The following is a 13,408-nucleotide window of genomic DNA, read 5'->3' on the forward strand; positions in this document are numbered from 1 at the left end:
ATGTTTGAGTTATTATTTTTTTATCGGGTAGTTCATTTCAGCGCCTAGTGTTACCCGTACCAACAGGCGCTGTGTGTATCTCTTCGCCGGAGCCGGTGGCGCCGGTAACGAAACTGTCTTGTATCACGTCATGGATCAAATCAGCCGTTTCCGCCATCCAGGCATATTGGCCGTTACCTTCCATGGCATAACTGCCGTAGGGGGTGGTGATATTGGCATAGATGGCATCTTTGCTGATGGTAATGATCGAGCTGTATTTAACCTCCTGATCCGGCAACATAGCTTCTATGGTTTTATTGCCAAATTTATCCTGATGAGTTTTATCCACGGCAATTTCATAAAACATATCCAGCTCAGGGATCTCCAACTTAAAACTGTCCCCGGCTTCAAGTGAGGAGATTTCGGCATTGTTAATCTCCAGGTAAACCTCTCCCTGCAAGTTATCCCTGAGTTTTCCAGAGGCTTTTAATACCTGCTCCGCCTTTAACGAAGGCTTAAAGGGCAACTCATTGAAATAATCATCCGTTGCTGCTTGTTCTTTGGCAGCAACGGCGGCTGTCTTAATGCTTTTGTTCAGAGGCTGCGCCAAAGCGATATCCTTTACGGTATTTTTACTTACAACTTGTTGATTACCCGAAAGCGGCTCCTCCACTGTTGCCTTTGTTGCCGCAATCGTTTCTCCGCCTTTTTTCTTATCGCTACCGGTCAAATCCAGCAGCAATAGCGAGACAGCAAGCACCAATATACCGGCTAAAATCAAGGCTGTTTTTTTCATCATTTACTCCAGTTACGACATCTGTTTTCAGGTTTACATCTGCATTTAATATATACTTGGACTCTTTAAAATCCGGCCAAGAAAAACCAAAAACCAACCAGTCAGTCAGTTTTAAAAGCCAAACAAATCCATTAAAAACAATAAAAAGAAAGGAAAAAATAAAATAACTGTCCATATGGTTATGTTTTGACTTTCAAATTTAATCGGTTAAATTATCTTCTTGTTTGTAATTTATGCGTTAACTTAAAGTAAATTAGAACGCTTGAGAAATGAGTAAAATTTATACGCAGGAATAACTAAAGGTTATAACCATGACAGGGAAGATGAACTTTAACCAATTAACGGCCTTACGTTACTTATTGGAAGAGAAAAATGTCAGCAGGGCAGCAAAAAGAGCTTTTGTTTCTCAACCGGCAATGAGCAAAACACTGCAAAACCTGCGTGCCTTAACCGGGGATGCGTTATTGATCCGCCTTGGCAATGATATGGTGATCAGCCCCTATGCCGAATGCCTGCTAAACAAGCTGATCCCGGCCTTAAATCAGCTTGATGAGGTAATGGAAAGGAAACAGTTCGAACCGGGAAAAAGTCAGCATACCTTCACCCTGGCCTCTTCCGATTATTTCAGCAATTATGTATTGCCACCGATTTTTACCGCCTTAAACCAGCAGGCTCCCAAAGCCAAATTCAGGGTGCTGAACTGGAGTGAGAAAAAAACAAAGGCATTAGCATCCGGCAATATCGATATTGCCGCGGCTGCTTTTTTAACGCCGCCAGCCTTGCCTGAAGCGGTAAAATCGACGCTTTTCGGCGAAGATCACCTGGTATGCGTAATGGCAAGAAATCACCCCCTGGCCAGGTTACCCCTGTCCCTGGAAAGCTATAGCCAAAGCTCCCATATCTGCGTTTCCGGCGACTCGGAAAAAAGCAGTATCATGGAACTATGCCTGCAGCAGCTAAATCACGATTATGCCGTCACCTTATCTGTGCCTTATTACACGGCAGCATTTGAAATCATACAAAACAGTGATTGCTTACTTACCGTGCCTGTACATATCGCCGGAAAGATGGCAAAAGATTTCAACATCATCTTTACCGAATTGCCGTTTAAATCCCCCAAGATAAGTTATTACCTGTTGTGGCCGAGACTCAAGGAGGATGATGAACCTGGGCTGTGGTTAAGAAGTGAATTGCACTGGCAAATGAGCCGGGATTTTGAATGTTCAAAAACCCAGGGGCTCAACCGGTTATCCGGGCAGAAATTAGCTAGCTGATCCCCTGCCTACCCATGAACCCGCAGGATTGCTTGCAGGATGCAAGTACTTAGCTTATGCCGGGAGCCTATCCACAGGCTGAAAGACTTCCATGTATAAACCCTGCTCTTGCTCATCCGTGAGCCCACAGGATTGCTTACAGGATGTAAGTACTTAGCTTACGCCGGGAGCCCTATCCAGCTAAAGATCAGGCTGAAAGACTTTCATGTATAAAAAGTACGCCCGAAAAACCAGACGTACTTCTATCATTAAGCCATATAAATGAGTTTACATTAAACTTTTTTCTGCGCTTCAACCCATTGCTCGACCTTGGCCTGTAAAATAGGCATAGGCAAAGCACCGTCAATTAAAATTTGGGTATGGAATTTACGGATATCAAACTTATCCCCTAAAGCCGCTTCCGCTTTCGTTCTCATATCACGAATAGCGCGCTGGCCAATTTTATAGGCCAGCGCCTGGCCTGGAATAGAAATATAACGCTCGACTTCAGATTCAACATCACTGGCCGCCATAGATGAATTAGCGGTCATAAAATCTATTGCCTGCTGACGGCTCCAGCCCTTGGCGTGCAAACCGGTATCAACAACTAAGCGCATCGCCCTGAGCTGTTCATCAGCCAGACGCCCGTACCACTGGTAGGGATCGGTAAACAAGCCCATTTCTTTACCCAGGCTTTCCGCATACAGGGCCCAACCTTCGGCAAATACGGTATAACCGCCAAATCTTCTAAATTTTGCCAGCCCTTCGACTTCCTGCTGGATCGCAATTTGGAAATGATGTCCCGGGGCAGCTTCATGGATGCTCAGGGTTTCCATAATAAATTTAGGCTGAGCTTTTAAATCATGGGTATTGATATAGAAAATCCCCGGACGCGAACCGTCAGGTGCCGGACTCTGGTAACTGGCACCGGCTGAAGAAGCGGCGCGGAAGGCTTCCACCGGACGCACTTCATAATCGGCTTTCGGGAAAACTTCAAACAACTGGCCAACCCGGCTGTTGATGTCGGCTTTAACCGTTTCATAAGCATCTACCACTTCCTGCTCGGATGAAAAATAGAATTGCTCGTCTTCTTTAAGGAAAGTAAAGAACTCCGGCAAACTGCCTTTAAAGCCTACGGTTTCTTTTACTTTTTTCATTTCACCGAGAATACGCGCCACTTCCTGCTGACCGTACTCATGAATTTCATCTGCCGTTAACTCCAAGGTGGTATTTTCGGCAATTTGATGTTCATACCAGGCTTTGCCTTTAGGCAAGGCCGACAAGCCAACAGAATCCCGGCCATGCTGCTGGTATTCATCGGTAACAAATGCCAGGGTTTTCTTATAGCTGGGAATAATCACCTGCTCTATCACCTTGGAGTAGCTGGCAATAATTTTTGCTTTTTCCGATGCACTGATTTGCTCGTTTTGCTCAAGCATGGTTAGCGGGCCATAAAAAACACTGCTTTTAACATCATCCACCACATGGGCTTGCAGCTGCGGGATCACTTTTTCAATAATGGCCTTAGGCAATACTACATTATTTTCAATGCCTTCACGCATGACTTCAATAGTGCTGTCCATAAACAAGGCAAAACCTCTGGCCCGCTGCTCGAAGTTATAATAGTCTTTTGCGGTGTTAAACGGCTGGGCACTGGCTCCCGAGCCTAAGGTGGCAAAGAAGTTATGGATGCCGTACATCTGGTTAAAAGGCAGCATGTATTGACCAAAGCGGGTGCCGCGAATAGCCATTTTCCGGTCTTGCTTAAAAATTTTATAACTTAATAAATCCTGTCCTTCGAGTTCACTCTCATCTATCTCTTTGATAGCTTTCAGGTATTTTTTCTCAAATGCCAGATCTTTTGCCCGGTTTTCTGCCGTGAGCGGCGCGGGAAATTTATCATTGTAGGCATTTTCACCGACAAAAGTGGCGTATATCGGATTAAGCGCCATCACCTCTTTAAAGTATTCTTCCAATAAGATATTCAGACGCTGAGCTTCACTTTGTTTTACCTGACTCGCACCGGCCATAGCCGTGGCTGAAGCATGTTCGACATTCTTTGATGAAGAAATAGAGTTTGACTGGCACGCGCTGAGCAGTAAAACAACCGACGCCCCCAAGAGTTGTTTTTTCATGATTTGTTCCTAAAAAGTTATTTTTATGTTTATTTTATATTTATCAATTAATATTTAAGCATGCCTGAGAAATAAGGCACAATCTAAAAGGTAAGAGAATATGACAAAAGTCTATTACCGCTCCCCTATATCTATAGCCTTATCAGCAAGTAAGCCAAAAAGATAAACGAGAACGGATTAAGGATAAAAAGTTTAGTTATTACCGACATCAAGTAATTTACGGATAGAGTCGGCAATTTCATCAATTTTAGTGACATCTGTGGGTGCAATAAAAATGGTATCATCGCCGGCCAAAGTCCCTAAAATACCGGCCGCCTCCCCCATACTGTCAAGCATACGGGCAATTAAAGGCGCGCCGCCGATACCGGTTTTTAAGATAATCTGCATATTGTTATGCTTAACCCCCAATACCACCGACTGGATGGCATGTTTAGATCTGGGGATCACTAATTCTTCCGGCAGGATATAAACGTTTCGATCCGAAGTATTGCGGGACTTTACCGCACCGAGTTTTGCCAGCAAACGGGAAATTTTCGCCTGTGACAGGTTTTCAAACCCCAGTTCCGCCAGCGCCTGCGCCAACTCCCCCTGAGAGCTATAACACTGATCCCTTAACAAGCGTTTAAAGGCAAGAATTAATTTAGAGTCATTTTTATTCGTTTTCAGGGTCATACTTCTACTCGGTTTGGTTCAGGATGAAATGCGGCAAATATCCCTTTTCATATTAGTTCAGTTATTACTGAGCCAGCGAGTTTAACAATAGACCCGTTAGTTACGCAATGGTAGTTATCGGCTGATTTCGCCTCTTTAAATGTGCTTATGGTATTTGCCTGAAAAAGCACAAGAAAAAAGGATGAAAAACATCAGAGTTACCGCTTAAAAATCAGCATGCAAAACGCCCTGCAAGCGTTGATTTATCTGGCTTTATGCACTTTACTCAAAGAGGGATTATTAACCCGTTTATCAGCAAAAAAGGAGGTATTTATTAACAGATAAAAAATAGACTTTTAGCTGCTTTGAGTTGTGCTTTCTCCGGAATCAACCTTTTTTCTGTCGATATGCCCCAAATGCCTGTCAGGCGCAATCACATCCCGAACGGCTTGTTTCAGCTCGGTAATCTCGGGAAAACGCCCGGCTTCTTTCCGTGACCAGACCCGCTGACCGTTGGCGATAACTTCAAAAATACCGCCGGTGCCGGGCTGTAGCGACAGTTCGCTGATTTCCTGATCAAATGTCGTCAGCAACTCCTGGGCCATCCAGGAGGAGCGCATCAGCCAGCGGCACTGGGAACAGTACTTAATTTCTACTTTGTTACTCATAATATTTCGTTTACTCACATACAGATACAGCTAACGCCGGTGTAGTTCAGGTATTGAAGCATAATCGATACGCCTGTTATACGCTATCCCCTGTAGCAGACTGATAAAAGTGCATAAAGGCTCCCGACGGGCAAGTTTCAAATTTGGTAAGCTGAAATTTGGCGGGCACAGTACCACCGGCAAACAGGCGTTTACCGGAACCAACCACCACGGGAAAGGTCCACAACCGGAATTCATCGATTAACTCATTGGCAAGCAAGGTCTGGATCAGCTGCCAGCTGCCGTGAACTTGCAATAGCGGCCCGTCCTGTTTTTTCAGGCGGGACAACTCCCCGACAATATCTCCCGTGATTTTTTCCGAGTTTTGCCATTGAAGACTATCCGGGGAGGATGTCACGACATACTTTCGCGCCTTGTTAAGCCTGGCGGCAACGGGATTATCCTCGCCTGAACCGGCAAAGCTGGCAGCAAAAAGTTCGTAGGTGGTGCGGCCAAGCAAAAGATCATAAGGCTCGGCCATAGCCTCACGGCCAACCTGCGCCATAACTTCGTCCCAGCACTCTCTCGCCCAGCCGCCCCGGTTAAAGCCTCCGGAGAAGTCTTCTTCAGGCACACTCGGCGCCTGCATAACTCCGTCCAGCGTTTGAAAAGTCAATATTGCCAGTTTTCTCATCTTATTCCCCTCCATGCGCTTCCTGCCGGCTGATGTGTGGGTTACAAAACGCGTTTTAACCTTAAGCCGGTTACTTTAAATCCTGTTTTCTCATAGGTAGATTATCCATTATGATAAACCATCATCTAAAAAATTCGCCACACCGAATGCCGTTTGCCGGCTAAAAGACCCGAAGCTGAGACAACCCCGGGCCTGTCCATCAAATTATCCTCTTAACGTATATAGACAAAACCTAAAGCCAGGCTGTCTATTGTCAGTGAGTAAATAACCAATGAGCCGTCCTGAATTGAATATTCGTCGTCAGACAACACCCTGCCGTTGATAAATATCAGTGCCTTTGATGACGCCGAAATTTCATCACTGGTTAGTACCACTGAACTTGTCTGGGTTTCCCCCTCAGCCATCAGGATTGCCGGATCATAGACAGCATCGTCCAGCCGGTCTAATGATAAAGTCAGCGGCAGCCAGGATTGCAGTTGCGCCTGATCCAAATCTATTTCAATCGCCTGTGTTCGGGAGGCCCTGATTTGCAGGGCATTCATGGCCTTATCCCTTTTGATGCGAACCGCAGCCGGCGTATCCTGCCAGGACACGGCAGAAGTAAGCTTCAGCCAATAGCTGCTGTTATGGCTATTGGTATAGGTTTTATAAAACACGGTTTCAGGCGAAGGATTACGGACATGCTGATCAAAAAAGTCAAAAATCCCCTGTACCTTAGTGGCATCTTCCGGCTTGGCTGTCCCCAGGCTGCCGTTGTCATAACTGCCACCGCTAATGAGGGTTTCATCTTGGGCATGACTGACACCGGCAGCAAAATGGTAGCCCCATGAGTAACCGTCCGGGTGATATTCAGACAGCTCCTGTAACGTCGGAGTATGACCGAAACAAAGCCCCAAGCTTTCATCCCCTGAGCAGGCATTCCAGCTATTGTCCGTTGTCATATGCCAGCCGTTTAACAGTGCATTCGGCGCACCCTGAATATTTAAAGCGATAGGATCCACCATGCCATGGCCCACAAATACCGGAAGGTTATAAGCATTTTCAATCAGGAAACGGCCGCTGGTGATCCGGTACATGGTATCCACCACATCACTGTCGCCGGGCTCTCCTCCGGTAATCCCCTGCTTGCAGGCTGCGGGTTCAGGACGGGTGGCAAAGTTATCGAACATGTCGACAGGGGCGGCCATAGGGGCAATGGCAGCAAACAGACCGGGGTTTTTCAGCCCTATGCTGTAGGTTCCCCGCCCGCCCATAGAGAAGCCGGCCAGGTAAATGCGCTCACTGTCAATATTGTAATTTTCCTTAGCCCAGGCAATGGCATCTAAAATATCCTGTTCGCCGGGACCAACATTGGGGTCATCACTATCCACATAGGCAAACGACGGCGCGCCGGGGAAGCACCCCAGTTGGCCTAAGCCCCAGTCACGGCCATCGGGAGAAATGCCGATCCAGCCCCTGCTACCGAGCTCATTTGTCATGGCAGAGTCAATTTCACCGAAACCGCCCCCGCCATGCAGATGCACCACCAGGGGAATAGCTTCCTGAGTCGAGCTGGCGTCTTGTGGTGTGAATAACACGGCGGACAACTCTGTTTCATCAACCGATGAGTGATAAGTGATGTTGGAGATACGTTCATCAATTTCCGCCTCCACCACTTCGATAGAAATATCGCTTGAAACTTCACCCGAATCACTTTTCGCCGTTACCGTAAAGGTATGCTCTCCCAGTGCCAAAACGCTGGTTTCAACGACGGTATTCCAACCGCCTGAGGCTAAATTAGCCTCCACACTTTCACCATTATCAATGGAAAATGAAATACTGGTTGCATTCGAATAACTTCCCACCACAGTGATGGTTCCGCTTTCTACCTGTTCGCCGTCTTCGGGAGATACGAAGGAAACGACAGGCACAGCTGCAAATGCAGACGCAAAGTTAGTTGCAAAAAATACAGGCAAGACAATAAACTGCTTTAGATTTAACATTCTGATCCCTAATTAAGATTAAACCTGAAACTTCCCAAGGCTTTGCTGTCAGCAAATCCTGCTTCAGGTGTTTGAAAAGCGCCCGGCATTAACATCCGCTATTAATATATTGGCGGCGTTATATGCCAAGCCATTCCTAAGCCCCTGCTGAACTGGGGTTGGTGAAAACAAATTATCTGTTGAACGCTAATGATTCCCGTATTAGATAAACATCAAGGCTAACAGGCCTTAGCAGGGAGCAATTTCAGCAAGCCTCTCTGCTATGAGAGGGCAGAGCAACTCTGCCAAACCACAGATGTTTTGCGCCTGTTCAATCTTCGTATTCTTCCCGGAATACGTAATTTATTAACATGGGCAGAGTAAATAAAATCAATAGGTTGCGGAACACCAAAAAATGAAACACCCTGGTGCATACGAGTGACATAAGCAGTCATAAAAACTTATTGGCTGGTGTACTTTATCTTCGGGGGAGAGGGGAAAAGTGCTACAGGTATATTCAGCAATAAAACGAAAAAGCGCTGTATATATGAAATGCCGGTCAGCAAGGGATGACCGGCATCAATGTCTTAAAAAATATAGCTGCTAGCTGCCGCTTGAATCACCGGCGATCACTAGCTTGCGCTGGTCTTCCAGCCCCATGGCAAGGATAAAAGGCTCTTCTTTCTGCTGGCTGATAAAGTCTGCCTTAGTCTGCATACCCAGCCATTGATGGCGGATCAGGCACTGTGCCACAGCACCGCCCAAAGTTGCTCCTGGCCCTAAAACAATCAGCTTATCCGGAGCATATTCTTTAATCGCCACTTCAATCGCCTTGCTGAAGTTATAAGGCGCGACGACCTGAGTACCTAAGGTGTAGTCATAAAGGGCATCGAGATCCGCGCCATAAGGCTGCCATATCTGCCCTTCACCGTCGATCATCGGCACTTGCGGCTTATCAAACAGGGATTTTGCCAGCATAGCCTTGGCTTTTTCCGAGGTGCCCTGCAATAACGGGGTATGGAAAGCAGCATGATTAAACAGATTCATCGGGTATCTGTCCTGTACCACAGGCAGCTTCTGCTCCAAGGCCGCCAGGCCTTCTTTATTGCCGCCAAAAACCAGGTAACCGCCAAGTTCAATCGAGATATGCACTTCGGCGTCCGGCAATTGATTGACCTCATCCAGCCATGCCAGCACCTGCTTTCTGATATCATCCTGCTGCTGCCAGTCGTCGTTGATCACCGGATAGATCATCTGGCCGCCGATCACGCCGTCGGTCATCATAGAGCCCATGGTATTGATCAGTTCAATCGCCGCTGCCGGTTTAAGCGCTCCGGCAACCGCCAGGGCAATGTACCAGCCCATAGAGTTTCCGGTGACGGCAACGATATCGTATTCATCACGGTCTATGCTTTGATAGTCGGCGGCGGCACAGGCATAAATCAGTGCAGAGGCATTTTCACCCGCGGTGTGCAGGCGCATGCTGTATTTGTCCATGCCGTCGAGTTCGCTGATGGCTTTTTGCCCCTGCCCCGTCCGGTAGTTGTCTATCACTTCCACCAGCTCGGTTTTATCGCTATGCAAACGCTTCAGGTAACCCAGTTCTTCTTTGTTGTAGGTACCGCGTCCGGGGCAGATCACCACGGCACGTTTTTTGTTCTTGTTTATATCCGTTGAGCTCATATCACACTTCCGCTTAAACTTTTTCTATGTTGTCATGATGTAAAACAACCACGGGATCTATGGTGATACCCGAGAGCATTTCTTTTGCCGTTTCAACAATTTCATTGTTTGACGGCAATACCTGGTAGGCGGCGGCCCCCAGGGGAATAAAACAGTCTTCGGCGGTAATGCGGCGCACACGTTTTTGCGGTTTTCCGGCCGACTGCGCTTCCTGGATCAAGGTCATCAGCGCCTCGCTGACAGAGCCGGTTTTACGGCATTCATCAACAATCAGGACATTGTCAAAGCCGCGCACCTGTTTCACTATGCCTTTTTCATCCAGCGGCGCCAGCCAGCGCAAATCGATCACGGTACAGTTAATGCCCTGCTCCGCCAGGATTTTCTCAGCCTGACGCGACAGGTAATAACCGTTACCGTAACTGATGATGCACAGGTCTTTGCCTTCGCCATAAACGCTGATTTTCTGGTTGATGTCGTCACCCGAGGTTAATTTCGCCTGCTCCGGGCTGACATATTCCGAGGTCCATAAACCGTCCCCTTCTTCATGCAAATCTTTGGTCATATAAAGGGCAATAGGTTCGAGGAACACCACCAGACGCTGCTGCTCCTGCGCCAGACGAACACAAGAACGCATCATTTCAACCGCATCTGCCCCGTTTGACGGACAAGCCAAGATCAGTCCCGGGATATCCCGGAACACGGCAAAAGAATTGTCATTATGGAAATGGCCGCCGAAACCTTTCTGGTATGCCAGCCCGGCAATACGGATCACCATACCATTGCTGTACTGGCCGTTGGAGAAAAACGGTAAGGTTGCCGCTTCGCCGCGGATCTGATCTTCGGCATTATGCACATAAGCCAGGAACTGAATTTCCGGGATAGGCAAGAAACCGTTATGAGCCAGGCCGATGGCCGTGCCTAAGATAGACTGCTCATCCAGCAGGGTGTTGAGCACCCGGTTCTGACCAAACCTTTCACACAGCTTGCTGGTGACATTATAAACACCGCCTTTTTTGCCGATATCTTCACCGCACATGACGATATTTTCATGCTCGGCCATCAGATCCATCAGGGCCCAGTTAATCAGCTTGGCCAAATGCTGCTTCTTGCTCAGGTTATGTTTTTCATGCCTGAATAACTGCTCCCTTTGTGCCTGGCTGACATTTGCGGTTGTCATTTCCCGGCTTGGCGGAATAATGCTGGCCATCACCTCTTCCGGCGACGCTAACCTGTCTTTGGTTGCCACGATATCGGCGATAGCGGCAATACGTTGTTCCACCGACTGATAGAGGGCAATAATCTGCTCTGCATCAAGGATATTGTTGTCCAGTAAGATACGGGCGCTGTGCAGCAAGGGATCTTGTTGTTCGTTGGCTTCAATTTCCGCCACCGGGCGGTAAACAAATTCTGCATCAGAGCCGGCATGTCCGAGCAAACGGATGGTTTTAACATGCAAAAAGACCGGCTTGCGGTATTTACGCGCCAACAACTCGGCTTTTTTCGCGGTATGATAGGTATCGAGCAGGTTTAAACCGTCGCAATACAAATAAGTTAACCCGGCGCGGTTGCTGAAATTGGCCTTGACCCAGCCGTCCGGGGTCGAGGTGGAAATACCTATGCCGTTGTCTTCACAAACATAAACAATCGGCATGGGAATCGACTGATAAGCCGCCCAACCGGTACTGTTAATTGCCCCCTGCGCGGTGGAATGGTTAGATGAGGCGTCGCCAAAGTTACAAATCACCACACCATCCTCGGGCATTTCCCCCGCTAACTTCATTCTTTTTGCCAGGTCGATACTGAAGGCCGCTCCCATCGCCTTAGGCAAATGCGAGGCAATAGTACTGGTTTGCGGCGGAATACTCAGGGTTTTACTGCCCAGCACCTTATGGCGGCCGCCGGAAATAGGGTCGTCTTTTGAAGCGGCAAACGAAAGCAACATATCATACAACGGCGTCTGGCCTTTCACCTGCTTGGAGCGCTGAATAACAAAAGCGCCGCTGCGGTAATGCAAAAACGCCATATCATCGGAGCGAAATGCCTTGGCATAAGCGGCATTGCCCTCATGACCGGCGCTGCCTATGGTATAAAAACTTTGCCCTTGCTTTTGCATGATGCGGGACTGCAGATCCAAATGCCGGCTCATCACCTGGCTTTCAAATAAATCAATCACCTCTTCATGGCTTAAGCCAACAGCTTCCGGGGTCAGTGTGCTGCTTGACTCGGGCAGTTTGCCCTCGCGGACATATTTAACAAAATTCTCTTTTACCAGCAGGTTGCGGTCTAACATTTGTGCTCCAAATAATCAGTAAGGTTCCGGCATCTAGATTTGTGACAGGCCGGGAAGCAGGCAGCTTCCCGGCGAAGGTGATAAGGCTTAGAAAAAGGCCTGAATACCGGTTTGTGCCCGGCCCAGGATCAGGGCGTGCACGTCATGAGTACCTTCATAGGTGTTCACCGCTTCCAGGTTCATCACATGGCGGATCACATGGAACTCATCGCTGATACCGTTACCGCCGTGCATATCACGGGCAGTACGGGCAATGTCCAGTGCCTTGCCGCAAGAATTGCGTTTAACCAAAGAGATGGACTCTGGCGCCAAGGTACCGGCATCCATCAAACGACCCACCTGCAGACAGGCAAACAAACCGGTCGTGATCTCGGTTTGCATATCCGCCAGTTTCTTCTGGATTAACTGGGTAGAGGCCAACGGCTTACCGAACTGCTCGCGGTCTAAAGTATATTGGCGGGCGGCATGCCAGCAGAACTCGGCAGCACCCAGGGCGCCCCAGGAAATACCGTAACGGGCTTTATTCAAACAACCAAACGGACCGGATAAACCTTTGGCATTAGGTAACATTTGCTCGGCAGGCACAAAAACATTGTCCATGACGATTTCACCGGTAATGGAAGCTCTTAACGAGAACTTACCTTCGATTTTCGGCGCAGATAACCCTTCCATGCCTTTTTCTAAAATAAAGCCGCGGATGACGCCGTCAAGCTTGGCCCAGACAATAAAAATATCGGCAATCGGTGAGTTAGTGATCCACATTTTAGTACCGCTGATGCGGTAGCCGCCGTCAACCGCCACCGCTTTGGTCGCCATGCTCGCCGGATCTGAACCTGAGTTCGGCTCGGTTAAACCAAAACAGCCGATCAGCTCAGCCGTCGCCAGCTTAGGCAAATACTTCATTTTCTGCTCTTCGCTGCCGTAGGCATAAATAGGATGCATCACCAGGGAAGACTGCACGCTCATGGCACTGCGGTAACCGCTGTCGACCCTTTCCACTTCACGCGCCACCAGGCCGTAAACCACAGAGTTAGTACCGGCACAGCCGTATTTTTCCGGGATAGTACAACCCAATAACCCCAGCTCGCCCAGCTCCTTCATGATATTGACATCGAACGTTTCATTGCGGTTGGCTTCAAGCACCCGCGGCATTAACTTTTCCTGACAGTATTGATGGGCACTGTCGCGGATCAACCGCTCTTCTTCGCTCAGCAGCGAATCAAGTAATAGCGGATCTTCCCAGTTAAAAGATGGGCGTGTAGCTGAATTAGACATGAAAAAGCACCTTAAAGTTATCGAGTAATTACATATCTTTTCGA

The 13,408-nt window shown here is 48.0% G+C and carries 11 protein-coding genes; 1 reads left to right on the top strand and 10 read right to left on the bottom strand.

What is annotated here, in order from left to right; genetic code table 11:
• Nucleotides 1–37: 37 nt before the first annotated feature.
• Nucleotides 38–778: a hypothetical protein gene (locus tag QL234_RS26310; RefSeq protein WP_281560732.1), complete on the bottom strand. Its 741-nt coding sequence runs from the start codon at nt 776–778 to the stop codon at nt 38–40.
• Entirely contained in the window at nt 699–950 is a 252-nt protein-coding gene (locus QL234_RS26315; protein WP_281560733.1) for a hypothetical protein, read from the bottom strand. Before QL234_RS26315 ends, QL234_RS26310 begins: the two co-directional genes overlap by 80 nt.
• A gap of 136 nt (nt 951–1,086) precedes the next feature.
• Here QL234_RS26315 and QL234_RS26320 point away from each other — a divergent pair, with 136 nt between their 5' ends.
• Complete coding sequence (locus QL234_RS26320; protein ID WP_281560734.1) at nt 1,087–2,049, top strand: LysR family transcriptional regulator; 963 nt, start codon at nt 1,087–1,089, stop codon at nt 2,047–2,049.
• 272 nt (nt 2,050–2,321) lie between these two features.
• Here QL234_RS26320 and QL234_RS26325 read toward each other — a convergent pair whose 3' ends face one another.
• From QL234_RS26325 to QL234_RS26360, 8 genes are all read right to left on the bottom strand, one after another.
• Nucleotides 2,322–4,163 (bottom strand): DUF885 domain-containing protein, encoded by a 1,842-nt coding sequence (locus tag QL234_RS26325; protein ID WP_281560735.1) that lies wholly within the window; start codon nt 4,161–4,163, stop codon nt 2,322–2,324.
• A 192-nt stretch (nt 4,164–4,355) separates the two neighbouring features.
• On the bottom strand, nt 4,356–4,835 hold the full coding sequence (argR, locus tag QL234_RS26330) for a transcriptional regulator ArgR (RefSeq protein WP_281560736.1): 480 nt from the start codon (nt 4,833–4,835) through the stop codon (nt 4,356–4,358).
• Nucleotides 4,836–5,170: 335 nt separating this feature from the next.
• A complete protein-coding gene (locus QL234_RS26335; protein ID WP_281560737.1) occupies nt 5,171–5,482 on the bottom strand; it encodes a SelT/SelW/SelH family protein in 312 nt (103 codons plus the stop codon).
• 76 nt (nt 5,483–5,558) lie between these two features.
• A complete protein-coding gene (locus QL234_RS26340) occupies nt 5,559–6,155 on the bottom strand; it encodes a dihydrofolate reductase family protein (protein WP_281560738.1) in 597 nt (198 codons plus the stop codon).
• Between the two features lie 212 nt (nt 6,156–6,367).
• On the bottom strand, nt 6,368–8,137 hold the full coding sequence (locus tag QL234_RS26345; RefSeq protein ID WP_281560739.1) for an Ig-like domain-containing protein: 1,770 nt from the start codon (nt 8,135–8,137) through the stop codon (nt 6,368–6,370).
• Nucleotides 8,138–8,719: 582 nt separating this feature from the next.
• Nucleotides 8,720–9,799: an ACP S-malonyltransferase gene (locus tag QL234_RS26350; protein WP_281560740.1), complete on the bottom strand. Its 1,080-nt coding sequence runs from the start codon at nt 9,797–9,799 to the stop codon at nt 8,720–8,722.
• A gap of 13 nt (nt 9,800–9,812) precedes the next feature.
• Nucleotides 9,813–12,089: an alpha-ketoacid dehydrogenase subunit alpha/beta gene (locus tag QL234_RS26355; protein WP_281560741.1), complete on the bottom strand. Its 2,277-nt coding sequence runs from the start codon at nt 12,087–12,089 to the stop codon at nt 9,813–9,815.
• A gap of 87 nt (nt 12,090–12,176) precedes the next feature.
• The gene (locus QL234_RS26360) at nt 12,177–13,364 is read right to left on the bottom strand and encodes an acyl-CoA dehydrogenase (RefSeq protein WP_281560742.1); all 1,188 of its coding nucleotides are present in this window, start codon (nt 13,362–13,364) and stop codon (nt 12,177–12,179) included.
• Nucleotides 13,365–13,408 lie beyond the last annotated feature (44 nt).

The organism is Thalassomonas sp. RHCl1, assembly GCF_947387555.1.
Taxonomy (GTDB): Bacteria; Pseudomonadota; Gammaproteobacteria; order Enterobacterales; family Alteromonadaceae; genus Thalassomonas.

Excerpts from the sequence above, each read along its gene's own strand:
- QL234_RS26340 (WP_281560738.1), bottom strand. The coding sequence starts at position 6,155 with ATGAGAAAACTGGCAATATTGACTTTTCAAACGCTGGACGGAGTTATG.
- QL234_RS26310 (WP_281560732.1), bottom strand. The coding sequence starts at position 778 with ATGATGAAAAAAACAGCCTTGATTTTAGCCGGTATATTGGTGCTTGCT.
- argR (WP_281560736.1), bottom strand. The coding sequence starts at position 4,835 with ATGACCCTGAAAACGAATAAAAATGACTCTAAATTAATTCTTGCCTTT.
- QL234_RS26325 (WP_281560735.1), bottom strand. The coding sequence starts at position 4,163 with ATGAAAAAACAACTCTTGGGGGCGTCGGTTGTTTTACTGCTCAGCGCG.
- QL234_RS26345 (WP_281560739.1), bottom strand. The coding sequence starts at position 8,137 with ATGTTAAATCTAAAGCAGTTTATTGTCTTGCCTGTATTTTTTGCAACT.
- QL234_RS26320 (WP_281560734.1), top strand. The coding sequence starts at position 1,087 with ATGACAGGGAAGATGAACTTTAACCAATTAACGGCCTTACGTTACTTA.
- QL234_RS26360 (WP_281560742.1), bottom strand. The coding sequence starts at position 13,364 with ATGTCTAATTCAGCTACACGCCCATCTTTTAACTGGGAAGATCCGCTA.
- QL234_RS26335 (WP_281560737.1), bottom strand. The coding sequence starts at position 5,482 with ATGAGTAACAAAGTAGAAATTAAGTACTGTTCCCAGTGCCGCTGGCTG.
- QL234_RS26315 (WP_281560733.1), bottom strand. The coding sequence starts at position 950 with ATGGACAGTTATTTTATTTTTTCCTTTCTTTTTATTGTTTTTAATGGA.
- QL234_RS26355 (WP_281560741.1), bottom strand. The coding sequence starts at position 12,089 with ATGTTAGACCGCAACCTGCTGGTAAAAGAGAATTTTGTTAAATATGTC.
- QL234_RS26350 (WP_281560740.1), bottom strand. The coding sequence starts at position 9,799 with ATGAGCTCAACGGATATAAACAAGAACAAAAAACGTGCCGTGGTGATC.